Source organism: Bacillus sp. JJ1566 (genome assembly GCF_036962685.1).
Classification (GTDB): domain Bacteria; phylum Bacillota; class Bacilli; order Bacillales; family Bacillaceae_L; genus Ferdinandcohnia.
Map to the genome: position 1 here is coordinate 33,389 of NZ_JBALOP010000072.1, position 15,836 is coordinate 49,224.

The 15,836-nt window shown below is 37.6% G+C and carries 16 protein-coding genes; 9 read left to right on the top strand and 7 right to left on the bottom strand.

Features of this window, described 5'->3' with window-relative positions:
- Window positions 1-218: 218 nt before the first annotated feature.
- Window positions 219-383 carry a hypothetical protein gene (locus tag V7112_RS22515; RefSeq protein ID WP_335423980.1) on the bottom strand — a complete coding sequence of 55 codons (165 nt, stop codon included), beginning with the start codon at window positions 381-383 and terminating at the stop codon, window positions 219-221.
- Between the two features lie 49 nt (window positions 384-432).
- Window positions 433-678 (bottom strand): DUF2164 domain-containing protein, encoded by a 246-nt coding sequence (locus tag V7112_RS22520; protein WP_335423982.1) that lies wholly within the window; start codon window positions 676-678, stop codon window positions 433-435.
- A gap of 37 nt (window positions 679-715) precedes the next feature.
- Here V7112_RS22520 and V7112_RS22525 point away from each other — a divergent pair, with 37 nt between their 5' ends.
- A complete protein-coding gene (locus tag V7112_RS22525; protein WP_335423984.1) occupies window positions 716-1,129 on the top strand; it encodes a hypothetical protein in 414 nt (137 codons plus the stop codon).
- A 21-nt stretch (window positions 1,130-1,150) separates the two neighbouring features.
- On the opposite strand, the gene guaC is transcribed toward V7112_RS22525, so the two are convergent.
- Together guaC and V7112_RS22535 are read right to left on the bottom strand one after the other, a co-directional pair.
- A complete protein-coding gene (gene guaC, locus V7112_RS22530) occupies window positions 1,151-2,134 on the bottom strand; it encodes a GMP reductase (protein WP_335423986.1) in 984 nt (327 codons plus the stop codon).
- Between the two features lie 164 nt (window positions 2,135-2,298).
- Window positions 2,299-2,838: a helix-turn-helix domain-containing protein gene (locus V7112_RS22535; protein ID WP_335423988.1), complete on the bottom strand. Its 540-nt coding sequence runs from the start codon at window positions 2,836-2,838 to the stop codon at window positions 2,299-2,301.
- 228 nt (window positions 2,839-3,066) lie between these two features.
- On the opposite strand from V7112_RS22535, the gene V7112_RS22540 reads away from it, so the two are divergent.
- Window positions 3,067-3,741 (top strand): alpha/beta hydrolase, encoded by a 675-nt coding sequence (locus V7112_RS22540; protein WP_438823939.1) that lies wholly within the window; start codon window positions 3,067-3,069, stop codon window positions 3,739-3,741.
- Window positions 3,731-4,156, top strand: a complete 426-nt coding sequence (locus V7112_RS22545) for a DoxX family protein (RefSeq protein ID WP_335423992.1) — start codon at window positions 3,731-3,733, stop codon at window positions 4,154-4,156. Before V7112_RS22540 ends, V7112_RS22545 begins: the two co-directional genes overlap by 11 nt.
- A gap of 40 nt (window positions 4,157-4,196) precedes the next feature.
- Here the strand turns inward: V7112_RS22545 and V7112_RS22550 are convergent, their stop codons facing one another.
- Window positions 4,197-5,294: a metallophosphoesterase gene (locus tag V7112_RS22550; RefSeq protein ID WP_335423994.1), complete on the bottom strand. Its 1,098-nt coding sequence runs from the start codon at window positions 5,292-5,294 to the stop codon at window positions 4,197-4,199.
- 353 nt (window positions 5,295-5,647) lie between these two features.
- Between V7112_RS22550 and V7112_RS22555 the strand changes: the two genes are divergently transcribed.
- From V7112_RS22555 to panF, 3 genes are all read left to right on the top strand, one after another.
- Window positions 5,648-7,606, top strand: coding sequence for an LTA synthase family protein (locus tag V7112_RS22555; protein WP_335423997.1), 1,959 nt, complete (start codon window positions 5,648-5,650; stop codon window positions 7,604-7,606).
- A 114-nt stretch (window positions 7,607-7,720) separates the two neighbouring features.
- The gene (locus tag V7112_RS22560; protein ID WP_335423999.1) at window positions 7,721-8,008 is read left to right on the top strand and encodes a YhdT family protein; all 288 of its coding nucleotides are present in this window, start codon (window positions 7,721-7,723) and stop codon (window positions 8,006-8,008) included.
- Window positions 8,005-9,465, top strand: a complete 1,461-nt coding sequence (gene panF / locus V7112_RS22565) for a sodium/pantothenate symporter (protein ID WP_335424001.1) — start codon at window positions 8,005-8,007, stop codon at window positions 9,463-9,465. The genes V7112_RS22560 and panF overlap by 4 nt, the downstream gene beginning before the upstream one ends.
- A 143-nt stretch (window positions 9,466-9,608) precedes the next feature.
- Here panF and V7112_RS22570 read toward each other — a convergent pair whose 3' ends face one another.
- Together V7112_RS22570 and V7112_RS22575 are read right to left on the bottom strand one after the other, a co-directional pair.
- Window positions 9,609-10,049, bottom strand: coding sequence for a cell wall hydrolase (locus V7112_RS22570; protein ID WP_335424002.1), 441 nt, complete (start codon window positions 10,047-10,049; stop codon window positions 9,609-9,611).
- Window positions 10,050-10,229: 180 nt separating this feature from the next.
- Window positions 10,230-10,928, bottom strand: a complete 699-nt coding sequence (locus V7112_RS22575) for a DUF421 domain-containing protein (RefSeq protein ID WP_335424005.1) — start codon at window positions 10,926-10,928, stop codon at window positions 10,230-10,232.
- 597 nt (window positions 10,929-11,525) lie between these two features.
- Between V7112_RS22575 and V7112_RS22580 the strand changes: the two genes are divergently transcribed.
- The 3 genes from V7112_RS22580 (at window position 11,526) to V7112_RS22590 (ending at window position 15,761) form a co-directional block, all read left to right on the top strand.
- A complete protein-coding gene (locus V7112_RS22580; protein ID WP_335424006.1) occupies window positions 11,526-13,268 on the top strand; it encodes an ABC transporter ATP-binding protein in 1,743 nt (580 codons plus the stop codon).
- Window positions 13,265-15,001, top strand: coding sequence for an ABC transporter ATP-binding protein (locus V7112_RS22585; protein ID WP_335424009.1), 1,737 nt, complete (start codon window positions 13,265-13,267; stop codon window positions 14,999-15,001). Before V7112_RS22580 ends, V7112_RS22585 begins: the two co-directional genes overlap by 4 nt.
- 115 nt (window positions 15,002-15,116) lie before the next feature.
- On the top strand, window positions 15,117-15,761 hold the full coding sequence (locus tag V7112_RS22590; protein WP_335424012.1) for an SDR family oxidoreductase: 645 nt from the start codon (window positions 15,117-15,119) through the stop codon (window positions 15,759-15,761).
- Window positions 15,762-15,836 lie beyond the last annotated feature (75 nt).

The window sequence follows — 15,836 nt, forward strand, 5'->3', positions numbered from 1 at the left end:
CTCGAGGACAAATCAAGCCAAACCGCCGAGCAAATTGTCTCTGAGATGGGGTCTCGCGGACAAACCTGGTTAAAAAGTCGGATGAAATGTCCGTGAGCATCAACCTCAGAGACAAACCTATCAGATTCACCTTCCGAATTGTCCCTGAAAAATGACTCCGAACGCACCACATAAAATCTTCTCAAGTTTAAGAAGGATTCCCAGCAATCTCCCTCGAATTATTTAGGTAGATTTTTTTTCGTTCTAATAAAAGCTTCAACCGACTCATCAAGCAATCTTTCGCGATTCATGTCTTCGTTAACATCTGAATCAACTTCCATCTCCGATTTAAAAACGCCATATGTATCATCTAAATCAAAGGGATTATATTTGTCTTTTGTCATTTGCAATCACTCCTTAAAGGTAGTGTAAGCAACCAAGCAAAAATATACTCTAACTTCTAATCGGTCGTTCAAGGGTTAAAATTTCGTCATCTAGTGAGGCGAATTGTTGATCCACCACTGCTTTGACATCTTGGACCGCCGCATTGTAAATATGCGGTGCTAGTTTATCTTTTACAAAATGCAATACTTGTTCTGCCGCAAATTCACTGATTTCTTCATCTCTTTCAAGTGAGAAAAATTCTTGTATGTCAGAAATCATCATTTGCTGTTGTTCTTTCGTCAGTTTTAAAAACAATGAAAACACTCCTTACATTTGAAAGGTGGATATAGTAATGAAATTAAAAACTATTTTGATTCTCATTCCGCTGCTCCTCGTTTTACTATACAGTTTTACATATGTACCTCACAAGATTTTTGAGATTAAACCTGAGAATGTTTCAAAAATACATATTGTCGATGGGAATTCGGGATTTAGGTTTGATATTACTTCAGAAGAGGAGATTAATCGAATCATCAATAATTTAAACGAGGTGACATTTAAAAAGGGGAAACCCTCGGCGGGGTATTTGGGATATCGTTTTGACACAACTATTTATGATAAAGAAGGAAAGAAAATAAAGGAACTCATTATCAATTCAAACGACACCATCCGTTATAAAGGATTTTTCTATACAACAACCGAAATTCCGCTTGAATATGAGTTTATCGATCAAATAGAGGAAAAAATAGAAAAGGATGAGCCGTAATAACTGCTCATCCTTTTTTGATTAATAGATACGGTCACCGTTGAAGATTGAGTTTTTAACGACTACGTAATCGACGTGACGGATGGAATCTAGTTTGTTTCCTCCTGAATAAGAGATAGCAGATTGGAGGTCTTGTTCCATTTCTTTAAGTGTATCTTTTAATGAGCCTTTGTGCTCAACGTAGATTTTCTTACCTTCAACGTTTTTCTTTTCGCCTTTTTGGAATTCAGAAGCTGAACCGAAGTATTCTTTCACGAGTTTACCGTCCACTTCTTTTGTTTCACCTGGTGATTCTTCGTGTCCAGCAAAAAGGGAACCGATCATTACCATTTTCGCTCCGAAGCGTACTGATTTCGCGATATCACCGTGAGTACGAATCCCACCATCTGCAATAACAGGCTTTGTTGCAGCCTTAGCGCACCAACGAAGTGCAGCAAGCTGCCAGCCGCCAGTTCCGAAACCAGTTTTGATTTTTGTGATACAAACCTTACCAGGTCCAATCCCAACCTTCGTTGCGTCAGCACCTGCATTTTCTAATTCTCTTACTGCTTCTGGTGTACCAACGTTACCAGCAATCACAAAGCTCTTTGGTAAATGCTTCTTAATATGCTTAATCATTTCAATAACAGAGTTTGAATGACCATGAGCAATATCAATTGTGATGAATTCTGGTACAAGGTTCTCTTCCGCAAGCTGTTCGATAAATGTGTATTCATCAGTCTTAACACCCACACTGATTGAAGCGATCAAACCGCGTGAATGCATATCTTTAATAAAATCAACACGTTTTTCTGGATTGAAACGGTGCATGATATAGAAATAGCCATTTTCAGCTAAAGTTAATGCGATTTTCTCATCTATAATTGTCTGCATGTTAGCAGGTACAACCGGTAATTTAAATGTGTGGCCACCAAATTCAACTGTTGTGTCACACTCAGAACGACTGTTTACAATACATTTTGCAGGGATTAACTGAATATCTTCGTAATCAAAAACATTATCCATTTAAAACACTCCTAAAACCGAATATTAATTTCTTATTGATTTAATAATGTTCGCACATTAGATACTTTACATGATTCTTAAATTGATGTCAAAGCATTTATATTATTTGTAACCGAACAAGATATAATCAAAAAAATAAGCCTGCGATTATCGCAAGCTTTAAACTATAAAATATCATTCAATTCTGAATCCGAATACACGGAAATCAAAATCACTGCTGTTGTTTCTCCGATATTTTTTACAAAATGGGGAACGCTTGCATTCCAGCTGAAGGAGTCTCCTTCCTCTACAATAACGGAATCTTCCCCTTGTTCTGCAAGGATTTTTCCTTTTAAGACTAAATGGCATTCTTCGCCTTCATGAGCATTCGGTTCTCCCATTGAAGCACCAGGTGGACATTCGACGATCATCATACGCAAGCCCCCTTTAGAGGTAAGATGCTCGACTTGTAAATGATTAAAAGACGTTTTTGTGCGCGCATCCTTGCGAACGACTCGCATATGTTCTTTCTTTTCTAATAATAAGTAGGGAAGCGGGACATCTAGAAAATCAGATATTGCTTTCAACGTATTAATGGATGGGGATGTATTATTGTTTTCAACATTGCTAATAAATCCCTTTGAAAGGCCAGTACCTTCACACATTTGGGCGATGGTTATTTTTTTGCGATTTCGTATCGCGCGAATTTTAGTACCAATATCCATAATTTGTACCTCACATGTTTTCTAATAGGAAACTTAATTCAATAGTAGCAAAAAAATAGTTGACAATCTACCATATATCTTGTTATCTTATAAGCAACAAATGTTCATATTAAGAAACAAACCCTAGTGGTTTTATTTTTTTGCCCTTGTGTTTCCTAATAAGAATATTTTATTTCTATATAAATACAATACTGTGGGGATACTTTAAATAAATAACATAAAGAAGGGATGATTGAATTGAATTCACCTTTTACTTTTGAACTACGTAATCCTTCAACAATTGATCCTGATAAAAAATATCCGGCTTTGTTTTTAATGCATGGGATGGGGAGCAATGAACAAGATCTCCTCTCATTAGTAAGGGGCTTGGAGGAAAGTTTTTATATTTTTAGTATTCGTGGTCCGTTAGTACAGCCACCTGGGTATGCCTTTTTTACAATTGAAGGCTATGGCAAACCACACAGAGAAGTATTCGATCAGAGCATTGGTCAACTTGAGAATTTTCTTGAGTATGCATCAAAAAACTATCCGATTGATCAAGAAAACATCTATTTACTAGGTTTCAGTCAAGGAGCGATTGTTTCGATGACTTTAGGGCTTGCACTAGGTGATCGAATTAAGGGCATTGTTGCATTGAGTGGGTATATTCCTGGTTTCGTAAAAGAGGAATATGACATCCAGTCAGTCGAAAATCTTTCCATCTTTATTTCACATGGGGAACATGACCCTGTGCTGCCGTATCAATGGGGAGTAGAAAGCAAGAAATTTTTTGAACAGCAAGGAGCAAATGTGAGTTTCCATTCCTATCCGGAAGCACATACCGTTTCATTGCAAAATTATCGTGATTTTACTGAATGGATCACGAACAATCTAAAAAATGGAGGAAATAGTCATGCAAAATAAATTTGAATTAGGTCAATTAGTTATAAGAGTTGTATTAGGAATTATCTTCTTTATTCATGGTCTTGATAAGTTTCGAGGTGGAGTAGAAAACACTGCTGGCTGGTTCGAGAGCATTGGAATTCCAGGTTTTGTAGCATATGGGGTAGCGGTTGTTGAGCTTGTTGGAGGAATTATGTTAGTTCTTGGATTATTTAGTAGAATCGTTTCCATTTTATTTGGGATCGTAATGGTTGGTGCAATTGTGAAAGTGAAGCTTGCTATTGGATTTTTTGGTAATGGACAGATGGCAGGGTATGAACTAGATTTAGCATTTCTTGCAATGGCAGTGATGCTTGCTATAACTGGATCTAAAGCATTTGCCCTTGATCAATTGATTTTAAAAGAAAAAGAGAATACGACAACTTCTGTTAATTAAGGAAAAAAGCATTACCTTTAAAGTGAAGGTAATGCTTTTTTTATTTAAATTCAACATTTATAATAACAACCTCAGACCTTGTTCCAAGTCTAAGTGGAGGTCCCCATGTTCCAAACCCAGAAGAAACAATTGAATGTAAATCTCCTTTTTTCAATAAACCATAATCATTTTCATAAAGCATACCGGTAATGAGATTCCCAGGAAACAGTTGTCCTCGATGGGTATGTCCCGACAGAATTAAATCGATTCCGTTAAAAGCAGCAACATCTAGTTCATTCGGTTGATGGTCTAACATGAACATCGGTTTAGATGAATCAAGCGATGAAACAAGCCTCTCGATGTCGACACGATTTTTATCCGTATCATCATTTCTTCCTATTATATAGATCTCATCTTCAATCATGGTAACTTCATCTGTTAAAACCTCAATCCCGAGCTTTTCCATTTCTTCGACAATTATTTTGTTATCGCTTCCGTAATAATCATGATTCCCGAGTGTGGCGTAGACACCAAGTGGTGCGTCAATCTTTTTCATCATGTCACCCATTTCTTCCTTTAAAAAGGGCTCAATGTGGTCGTCGATGAGATCGCCTGGTAGCAACACAATATCTGGTCGAGTTTCTTCTACTAAATGGACAAATCTTTTAAGATGGTTTTTCCCAACAATAGTACCAAGGTGAAAATCAGAAGCCATTAAAATTTTCAAATCATCGCGTTCGACATTTTTCTCAATTGAAATCTCATAGGTTTGGACGACTGGACTCCATGCATAGAAGGTCCCAAAGCTGAAGATTAGGATGTATACCGTGATTACACCAAATCCAATCGCGCGAATACCTTTCTTTTTAAATAGATAGAATAATAGCGTTGCAAATGGCAGGAGGATGAGTCCAAATCCTGCTAGGATTAGCCAATAATATCCGATGGTCTGTAAAATGGCTGCCGATGTCGAATAACCCACAAAAATGGCTAATGATAAAGCCAAAATGACTAAGGTATATGTTGTTTTATGTCGAAATCCAAATGCATGTTTGAGCCAAATCCATCCCATAGACCCAAAAAAGAAGCTCATACCACTATAAAGCAAAAGAAATAAGAGAATTGCGAGAATAAACATAGTTCGAATAGCCCTTTCCAATAAAAGTAATTCCTTTTATAGTAGTATAATTGAAAGGAATCATTTCGTCTTCGCTTTTGCTTTTAATTGTAAAGAAAAAGTGGACATATATTTGATGGATGTGACGTATTTTATAAAAGTTTGTAAAAACGTTGTACAGGCTAGCATGTAAGGGAATACATAAGTTGTGTGAAAATTACGGGGTTTTTTAGAACTATTGACTTTTTAACGAAACGTAGTAAAGTAAGTGAATGTATCGCTCGTGTAAATTAAATTACATTTGTTAATAATTTGTTCATATTTGATTGATAAAATAGTTTTTATGATTTTAGATATTGAAATAATTCTTGTTTAGATTGAAGGTAGGTGCAATCATGAAAAAGAACATTCTAAAACGTGGTCAAAATATCTTCACTAGTTTTTTTGGCTTTTATTTATTAGCGGTGTTACTTATATGGATAAAAACATTTATTTCGCAAGGAACCGAATTTAACTTAAATATTGATAATTCACTACAGACTTTCTTATTGATTCTCAATCCACTTGGATCTGCTTTATTCTTTTTAGGTCTTGCATTTTTAGGTAAAGAGAAAAAGAGATATAGAAGACTTCTTATTATCTATTTTCTAATGTCTTTCCTTTTATACGCGAATATTTTATATTACCGTTTCTTTAGTGACTTTATTACCTTACCAACCTTGTTCCAAACACAAAACTTTGGTGATGTAAGTGGAAGTGTTGTTTCACTTTTAAAACCTTATGATTTCTTATTTTTCGTTGACTTTATCGTATTAACAGCACTTGTGCTTTTTAAAGTCGTAAAGATTGAAACGACATCAGGCTTGAGAGGTTTAAAAGTAGCTGCATTATTTGCGTTTGCTATTTTCATTTCAGCAGTTAACCTTACTCTGGCAGAGGCTGATCGTCCACAGCTTTTAACACGTGGATTCGACCGCCATTATATCGTGAAATATTTAGGTATGTACAACTATACAATTTATGATGCTGTTCAAAGTACAAAGGCTTCTACACAAAGAGCATTAGCTGACAGTAATGACAGCATCGAAGTAATCAACTATACAAAAGCAAATTATGCTGAACCAAATCCGAAGTATTTTGCGGCAGGTAAAGGCATGAATGTGATTTATCTTCATCTTGAGTCCATGCAAAATTTCTTAGTCAATTATAAATTACATGGGGAAGAGGTAACACCTTTCTTAAATTCATTAGTGAATGAAGAAAATACACTTTATTTTGATAATTTCTTCCATCAGACAGCACAAGGTAAGACGGCTGATGCGGAGTTTATTCTTGAAAACTCATTATATGGTCTGCCACAGGGATCTGCTTTTACAACGAAAGGCATGAACACATATCAGGCAGCACCAGCAATCCTTGGACAACAAGGCTATACGTCTGCTGTATTCCACGGTAACTCAGGAAGCTTCTGGAACCGGAATGAAATTTACAAGTCATTTGGCTTTAATCATTTCTTTGATTCCAGCTATTATCAAATGAATCCAGAGGATTTAGCTGAATATGGATTAATGGATAAACCATTTTATGAGCAATCAGCAGATTTATTAGAAACATTACCACAGCCGTTCTATACAAAGTTTATTACAGTAACGCATCACTATCCATATCGAATCGCTGATGAGGATGCTACGATTGCACCTCATACAACTGGTGATCGTTCTGTTGACCGATATTTCCAAACTGCACGATATGCAGATGAAGCATTAGAGCAATTTTTCAATGACTTAAAAGAAAAAGGCTTATACGATAATTCGATTATCATAATGTATGGTGACCATTATGGTATTTCTGAAAACCATAATAAAGCCATGACACAAGTGTTAGAAAAAGAAGAAATTACACCATTTGATAATACATCCCTTCAAAGGGTACCATTGTTTATACGTGTTCCAGGAATGGAAGGTGGCGTCATGCACCAATATGGTGGTCAAATCGACCTTCTTCCAACACTTTTACACTTGCTTGGAATTGATACAAAAAATTATGTGCAATTCGGGACAGATTTGCTGTCTGAACAACATGATCAAGTCATTCCATTCCGAAATGGGGATTTTGTAAGTCCAACGATTACTGCAGTCGATGGTAAGTTCTTTGATTCATTGACTGGGGTTGAAGTTGCGGAAGATCAGCTAGATACAGCGAAGAAATTCCAGGACATCGTTGAAGAAAAATTAGCAACCTCTGATAAAGTTGTAAATGGTGACTTGTTACGATTCTACACACCAGAAGGATTTGAGCCCGTTATTCGTTCGAATTACAATTATTTGATCGATGATGAGAAATCAGCTGAATAATTCGTATAAAGCTACCTAAGGATGTTTCTTAGGTAGCTTTTTTGATGGCGTGAGGGGATTTTGGGGCAGTATAGAGAATAAGAACATCTCAATATAAATGTAGGAGAAGTTGTAATGGATAAAAGTAAAAATACGGGTGACCGTAGATACAAGGTTGCCAAAAAGGAAGCAATGATTGGAATTGGTTTAGCTATTTTTAATTTTCTATGGTGGTATGGCTTTGCTTATGGATTAGGGTCAAAGCCTGTTTCCGAATATACATATATTGCTGGAATGCCAAGCTGGTTTTTTTATAGCTGTGTCGTTGGTTTTCTGGTTGTTGTCCTATTAGTCATTATTCTTGTAAAAACGGTCTTTAAAGAGGTTCCGTTTGAAGAGGACGAGGAAGGGGATTCATTATGAATTGGGAAGTTATGATTCCTTTCCTTGGTTTATTAGTGGTCATTTTTATAATTGGGATCTATGCAGCAGGCCATCTGAAAAAAAGCACCGGATTTCTACAAGATTATTTTCTGGGGAGCCGCGAGCTGGGAGGATTTGTTCTTGCCATGACAATGGTTGCTACATATGGAAGTGCTAGCAGCTTCATTGGAGGTCCTGGTGCAGCCTACACGATTGGGCTTGGCTGGGTACTTCTTGCGATGATTCAAGTGGTCACAGGGTATTTTGTTCTTGCGGTTTTAGGAAAAAAATTCGCAATTGTTGCACGTAAAATAAATGCTGTCACCCTCATTGATTTTTTAAAGGAACGCTATAACTCGAAATGGGTTGTTTTGCTATCAGCGGGAAGTATCATCATCTTTTTATTTGCATCAATGACTGCCCAATGGGTAGGGGGAGGCAGATTAATTGAGTCCTTAACAGGTATGTCTTATACGAGTTCATTGTTCATCTTTGCTGTCTCTATTTTAGTTTATGTCACAATTGGTGGGTTCCGCGCTGTAGCGCTAACAGAGACGATACAGGGGATTATCATGTTTATTGGAACCTTAATCATCTTAATCGGAACCATTATTGCCGGTGGCGGTATTCCAGCAATAATGAATGAACTTATCGCGGAAAATCCAAATCTCGTATCACCGTTTGGGCATGATGGTTCTCTTACGCCATTATATTTATCTTCATTTTGGATTCTAGTAGGGGTAGGCGTAGTTGGTTTGCCACAGATTGCTGTACGGGCGATGTCTTATAGGCATGCAAAAGCCATGCACCAAGCGATGGTTATTGGTACGGTTGTTGTTGGATTTATCATGCTTGGCATGCATTTATCAGGTGTATTTGCAAGAGCGATTATTCCAGGAATTGACGTTCCGGATACGGTGATGCCGTTGCTTGCCATGGAGGTATTACCACCCTGGTTAGCTGGAATTGTTCTTTCTGCCCCGATGGCGGCGATCATGTCTACCGTTAACTCGTTATTATTAATAGTAGGCTCTTCAATTGTTAAGGATGTATATTTGAATTACATAAAACCGGATGCAACAGATCAAGCTGTAAAAAAAATCAGTATGAGTGTTACAGCACTCATAGGTATTCTGGTGTTTTTCCTTTCCATTCATCCTCCTGATTTATTAATCTGGTTAAACCTTTTTGCTTTCGGTGGACTTGAGGCTGCGTTTATTTGGCCGGTTGTGCTTGGCTTGTATTGGAGGAGAGGGAATAAGTACGGCGCCATCTCATCAATCCTGGTTGGAGTGGGCAGCTATATTCTCATCCATACGACCAATCCGGAAGTCTTTGGCATGCATTCTGTGGTCTTGCCTGTGTTTTTCTCGCTTATCACTTATGTCGTCGTAAGCTTATTGGTGAAGGAAAAGGATCTAGAACATTTACGGAATATTGATGCGAAGTTTTCTTAAACGACAAGTGCCTAGGCTTGTCGTTTTTTCTATCAAAGTCGATTGGCCACTAAAAGAATTTTCTGTTATAGCAATAACCGGTGCGACCTTAGGAGAAACATTCGTCTTAAATGAACATAAAAAACCCCCACTTTTCGTGGGGGCTATCCTCTATAAACACTATCACATGTGTTAGCCTGTGGTTCATAATAACAATGATTTTTAAATTGTCCTGCAAATGGTTGACCATACCATGTAGGCGGACACGGTGCATACGGGTTAAAATACCAAAGAGAATACTTGGAGGGATGTTGTCTCCAATGGATTAATGTTTGTCTAGCTAATTTTTTTTCAACTTCTCTTGCTGGATTATAAAATAAATTCCCTTTTTGTACGGCCTCAAACGAAAAATTTCCTCCTTGCGTCTGAAAAATCACATCCCTGATTGACCTTACATCTTTAAAATCTAAACAATCTGCTACTGCTCGATTTACTATAACATTACCAACCATCAGCATCCCTTGTCGACCTTCAGCTTCTGCTTCAGCCCTCATCATCCTCGCCACTAAATTGACGTCGTTTTCTGTATATTTCACTCTTGCCATTTATCATCACCTCTAAAAGCATTGTATGAAAACCACCTCAAAAAAAGTCGCGTTTACCTACAATTTTATATGATTCGACTTGTACTATCTCATGAACATGTCCAATTTTGTCACACCACATCATTCTTTACACTTTTTTAAAAAATAAGCACGGAGGAAAATTCTCCGTGCTAATCAATGTCAATGTAGGATTTGTTCCTTACTATCTATGAAAAGTGAACCATCTTGTTGCACTTCTGCGTACATCACGTCAGAAGAAGATGTGATTCCTGCTTGCATAAGCTGCTGGTCTAACCAATTTTGCGTTAAATTAAGTTTCGTTAAATTATTTGTTATCACCTTCCCATCTGATATAACCTCTGTCGGGATTGGATAGACTTTTGTTAAAGAAGGAGCAATATCCATATCGCTTTTGGTCAATGCTTGTTTTCCTTCTTTTTTCAATACAGAGAGCATTCCATTCGTTTCAAAAATAGCGTAGTCTACATCTGCCATTGAAAAGACATTTTCTTGTCGTAACATCGCATTTAATGTGTCAACATCAAGTCGAGTTTTACGAAGAGCATGATCCATGATTTTCCCATCTTTAATCACAATAATAGGTTCTCCAGTTGTGATTTTTCTTGCTGCTTTTGATTTTATATCGATAAAACTCATCAACAGTGTAAAAAGAGCCCATCCACCTAGGGCGATGATTCCGTTTAGGAGACTAAAGTCTTTTGTTGTAATCCAGTTAGCAGCAATTGAACCGATCGCAATTGCAGACACAAAATTAAAAAATGTCATTTGGCTAATTTCTTTTCTCCCCAAAATGCGAGTTAGTGTAAATAAGATTGCAAATCCGAGGAAAACTCGTAAAACTAATTGTGGAGTATCCATTTCCTTCGCCCCTCATTTTTTTATTGTGTCATTTACATTTTTTGTTAGTCGTCTTATCTTTATTCCTTAACATTCGTTTTATAAAATAAAACAGAAATTTGATAGTTGACAATTGTATGAAAAAAATGGTAATCTTCAAGAACACTAATAAAAATTTTGCAAAGGAGGAAAGGACAATGAGAGATCTAACTAAACGTAACCTAAACAACAATTTTATACATTGTCCATACCTTTATTTGTAGGATTGTAGATTCCTAATGCAATAAAAGGTATAGGTACGCCTACTATACCTTTATAGAGATGCATGCTCTTTTTAGGGTATGCATCTTTTTTGTGTGGAATTTTTTAGTGAATAAGTCTAGCTACGGGCGCCATCGGCTCGAGGTCATAAGCCAATACCTTCGGAAGGCAAAATGCGCCTTCTGTCAGGTCTCGTCTTATGCTTGTCGCCGATGAGCAGGCACCCTGCGCTTTTCAAACATGAAAGGGAGAAGAGACAATGTGGAACAAACGAAGAGTATTGATTTTCAATAAGGAGTTGCTAGATAGTGGGTAGCTCTGGTCTTTCAGTCATGAAAGAGAAAGAGGGTATGAGATATGTTTGAAGTATTAGGTAAGCTTGGCTGGTTTTTTAAAAAATATTGGCTGCAATATACAATTGCCATTGTCCTGTTAATGGTTGCCACTGTGTTGGAAGTTATTCCGCCATATTTACTTGGCTCGATTATCGATATTTTAACAGCTGGTGAAATGACAAAGACAGCATTGGTTCAATATATTTTAATATTCATAGCCATTATTGTTTCTGGCTATTTCTTGAATTTCTTTTGGCAATACCGCTTATTTGAAGGTTCTTTAAATCTAGAAAAATTAATGCGTCGTAAGCTGATGCTTCAATTTTTAAGAATGACACCGACATTTTATGAAAAGAACCGTACAGGTGACTTAATGGCACGTGCTACGAATGATTTGAATTCCGTTTCGCTAACAGCGGGATTTGGAATTATGACTTTAATCGACTCCACCTTGTTTTTGGGAACGATTATTTTTGCAATGGGCTTCATGATTTCATGGAAATTAACTTTCTTTTCGATGCTGCCCGTACCGATTATGGCTGTGCTCATTCAATATTTGGGAAAAATTGTACATGAACGATATATGAAAGCACAGGATGTATTTGGAGAATTAAATGATAATGTACTAGAATCTGTTGCAGGTGTAAGAGTCATTCGCGCCTATGTACAGGAAAAGAAAGATGAAAAAGCCTTTGCTGATAAAAGTGAAGAGGTTTACCAAAAGAATATCCACACTGCTAAGATTAATGCCTTGTTCGGTCCAATAACCAAGGTTGGTACGGGTATTAGTTATGTTGTAGCACTCGGGTATGGTTCATTTCTCGTAGCAAATGGTGAAATGACAGTTGGTCAGCTTGTTACATTTAATGTCTATTTAGGTCTTGCAGTCTGGCCAATTTTTGCGATAGGTGAGCTTATCAATGTGATGCAGCAAGGAAATGCTTCACTTGACCGTGTACAAGAAACACTTAATTATGAAGCAGATGTAAAAAACAGCAATAACCCTGTTGCTGTTTCGACACCGAGTAAGCTTGGGTTTCATGATTTAATATTCCAGTATCCAACGAGTCAGGTGAAAAATTTACAGAAGATTACCCTGTCACTAAAAAAGGGGGAAACACTTGGTATCGTAGGGAAAACAGGTGCTGGTAAAACCACATTTTTACGACAATTATTACGTGAATATCCATTACAGGAAGGTCAACTTAGTATTGCTGGAATTGACATCGCGTCACAAACGAAGGAACAAATACTTGATTGGATTGGATATGTTCCACAGGATCACGTGTTATTTTCACGTACGATTCGAGAAAACATTTTGTTTGGTAAAGAGGATGCGTCAGATGCAGAAATCGAGAAGGCTATTCATTTAGCATACTTTAAGAAAGACTTGGAAAGCTTACCGAGGGGACTTGAAACCCTTGTAGGAGAAAAAGGTGTTTCCTTATCTGGAGGACAAAAGCAACGCGTGTCCATTGCACGTGCGCTTATCAAAGACCCTGAAATCTTGATCCTTGACGATTCGCTTTCAGCGGTTGATGCAAAAACAGAAGCAAGAATCATTGAAAACATTCAGAATGAGCGAAGCGATAAAACAACGATTATCACGACGCATCGTTTATCCGGTGTTCAACACGCCGATCATATAATCGTGCTGGATGAAGGGCAAATTACAGAACAAGGGACTCACGAAGAGCTTCTAAGACAAAATGGCTGGTATAAGGAACAATTTGACCGTCAACAGTTAGAGGGGGGCGGAGCATGAGTACAGGGAAACGATTAACAAAATATGCGCTGTTTTACAAGGGACCTATTTTCCTTGGGCTGTTTTTCTTAACGATTGCAGTATTCACCGATCTTGCAGGTCCATTTATTGCAAAACACATTATCGATGAGTATATGGTCGTTGGAAATATTGAAATTCAGCCGATTGCTTGGTTACTTTGCTTATATTTTATATTAGCAATCGCAACAGCGATCTTACGCTACTTTATGTATATTTATCTACAAATCGGGGCCAATCGGGTCATCCAAAAACTGCGAAAGGATGTATTTGGGCATATTCATACATTACCGATTCAATACTTTGATCAGCGACCTGCCGGTAAAATTGTTGCACGTGTTACGAATGACACGGAAGCTGTTCGAAATTTATACGTGCAGGTTCTATCAAACTTTGCTACAAGCTTTATTTCAATTGCAGGAGTGTATATTGCCCTTTTTATACTCAATTGGAAAATGGCGATGTTTGCATTGCTCATGATTCCGCTTATCTATGTATGGATGATTTTATACCGGAAATATGCTTCACAATATAATAAAGTGATTCGTAAAAAAATTGCGGACATCAACGCGATGATTAATGAATCCATTCAAGGGATGACAATTATTCAAGCCTTTCGTCGTGAAAAGCAAATGACAAAGGAATTTGATGAAATGAATAATGAGCATTATGCCTATGGACGAAAACTATTATTACTAGATTCTGCAACTTCATTTAACTTAGTTAATACATTGCGTCTCATGATGTTCACGATTTTCATTATCTTTTTTGGAACGCAATCATTATCGGCTGGTGAGGTTGTATCGGCGGGTACGTTGTACGCCTTTGTCGATTATTTAACTAGGTTATTTAATCCGATAACAAATGTGGTAAATCAGTTTTCCCAATTAGAACGATCACTTGTTGCAGGAAAGCGTGTATTTGATGTGTTAGATTTGAAAGGGGAAGAGGTATCAGAGGATACAATGCCAAGATATGATGGCCATGTTGTATTCGATGATGTCACTTTCGCCTATACAGACGATGAATACGTATTGAAGCATCTTTCGTTTGAAGCAAAACGTGGTGAAACGGTTGCCCTAGTTGGTCACACCGGTTCTGGAAAAAGCTCAATTATGAACTTGCTATTCCGATTCTATGATCCATCCAAAGGGAAGATTTATATCGATGGAATCGACATCACGACTTTGCCAAGACAGACAATCCGAGAGCATATCGGAATCGTTTTACAGGATCCATATTTGTTCACAGGTACGATTGCCTCGAATGTGAGCTTAAATGATCCGAAGATAACACGGGAGAAGGTAGAGGAAGCACTACAAGCAGTCGGTGCAGAACGAGTCCTTAAAAATCTTGAAAAAGGAATTGATGAACCCGTTATTGAAAAAGGAAGTACACTTTCATCTGGTCAGCGTCAGCTTATCTCATTTGCACGAGCACTGGCTTTTGACCCTGCGATTTTAATATTAGATGAAGCTACTTCAAATATTGATACGGAGACAGAAGAGATTATTCAACATGCGATGGATGTTCTTAAGAAAGGGCGCACAACCTTTATTATTGCTCACCGTCTATCAACGATCAAAAATGCAGACCGTATTCTCGTTTTAGAACGAGGGGTCATTAAAGAACAAGGTACCCATGATGAATTATTAGCCCATGGCGGTATTTATGCTCAAATGTATCGCATGCAGGCACAATCATTAGTTGTATAATTTTAGGACCACACGAGTCAATGCTCGGTGGTCCTTTTTTATAAGCCCATTCAATTGAAGTCTCATTCTAAACTTGTGATAATAAAAGAAATACACGGTGAAAGGGGCTAGATGAATGAAGGTTTGTGTAGTCGGAGCAAATGGACAAATTGGTAAACAAGTGGTCGGTTTATTGAAAGCAAATGGAGAGCATACACCACTTGCTATGGTACGTAGACAAGAGCAAGTAGCCTATTTTGAGGAATTAGGTGTCGAAACCGTTTTAGCAAGTATTGCAGATAGCGTGGAGAAAATTAGTGAGGCGATTTCGGGCTGTGATGCAATTGTGTTTTCTGCAGGATCTGGTGGTCACACGGGTCCAGATCAAACTTTATTAATCGACCTTGATGGTGCTGTGAAAACAATTGAAGCGGCGGAGCAAGCTGGAGTAAAGCGTTTTGTCATGGTTAGTGCGTTAGGTGCAAATCAGCGTGAAAAATGGAATGAAGCCATCCGTCCATATTATGTCGCAAAGCACTATGCCGATCGAATTCTCGAACAGAGTGATTTAACCTATACAATTGTTCGACCTGGTGGCTTATTGAATGAGGTAGGTACTGGGAAGATTGCGATTGGGGAGAATTTAACGAGGAATACAATCCCACGTGCGGATGTCGCAAAAGTGATTGTAGCTTCCTTAACAGAGGAAAGTACATACAATCGAGCTTTTGACCTTGTGAGTGGCGATGAGCTGATTGTAGATGCATTGAAAAAGGTATAATGTTAAAAATAGTGCTTGCGGCTAAAATTAGTCGCAAGCGTTTTTGAATAACCATTTAATCGTGCCCGATTGTAG

Bases quoted from the DNA above. Each gene is read 5' to 3' on its own strand.
- V7112_RS22535 (WP_335423988.1), bottom strand. From the start codon at position 2,838: ATGGATATTGGTACTAAAATTCGCGCGATACGAAATCGCAAAAAAATA.
- V7112_RS22525 (WP_335423984.1), top strand. From the start codon at position 716: ATGAAATTAAAAACTATTTTGATTCTCATTCCGCTGCTCCTCGTTTTA.
- V7112_RS22545 (WP_335423992.1), top strand. From the start codon at position 3,731: ATGCAAAATAAATTTGAATTAGGTCAATTAGTTATAAGAGTTGTATTA.
- V7112_RS22540 (WP_438823939.1), top strand. From the start codon at position 3,067: ATGATTGAATTGAATTCACCTTTTACTTTTGAACTACGTAATCCTTCA.
- guaC (WP_335423986.1), bottom strand. From the start codon at position 2,134: ATGGATAATGTTTTTGATTACGAAGATATTCAGTTAATCCCTGCAAAA.
- V7112_RS22580 (WP_335424006.1), top strand. From the start codon at position 11,526: ATGTTTGAAGTATTAGGTAAGCTTGGCTGGTTTTTTAAAAAATATTGG.
- V7112_RS22555 (WP_335423997.1), top strand. From the start codon at position 5,648: ATGAAAAAGAACATTCTAAAACGTGGTCAAAATATCTTCACTAGTTTT.
- V7112_RS22585 (WP_335424009.1), top strand. From the start codon at position 13,265: ATGAGTACAGGGAAACGATTAACAAAATATGCGCTGTTTTACAAGGGA.
- V7112_RS22570 (WP_335424002.1), bottom strand. From the start codon at position 10,049: ATGGCAAGAGTGAAATATACAGAAAACGACGTCAATTTAGTGGCGAGG.
- panF (WP_335424001.1), top strand. From the start codon at position 8,005: ATGAATTGGGAAGTTATGATTCCTTTCCTTGGTTTATTAGTGGTCATT.
- V7112_RS22560 (WP_335423999.1), top strand. From the start codon at position 7,721: ATGGATAAAAGTAAAAATACGGGTGACCGTAGATACAAGGTTGCCAAA.
- V7112_RS22575 (WP_335424005.1), bottom strand. From the start codon at position 10,928: ATGGATACTCCACAATTAGTTTTACGAGTTTTCCTCGGATTTGCAATC.
- V7112_RS22590 (WP_335424012.1), top strand. From the start codon at position 15,117: ATGAAGGTTTGTGTAGTCGGAGCAAATGGACAAATTGGTAAACAAGTG.
- V7112_RS22515 (WP_335423980.1), bottom strand. From the start codon at position 383: ATGACAAAAGACAAATATAATCCCTTTGATTTAGATGATACATATGGC.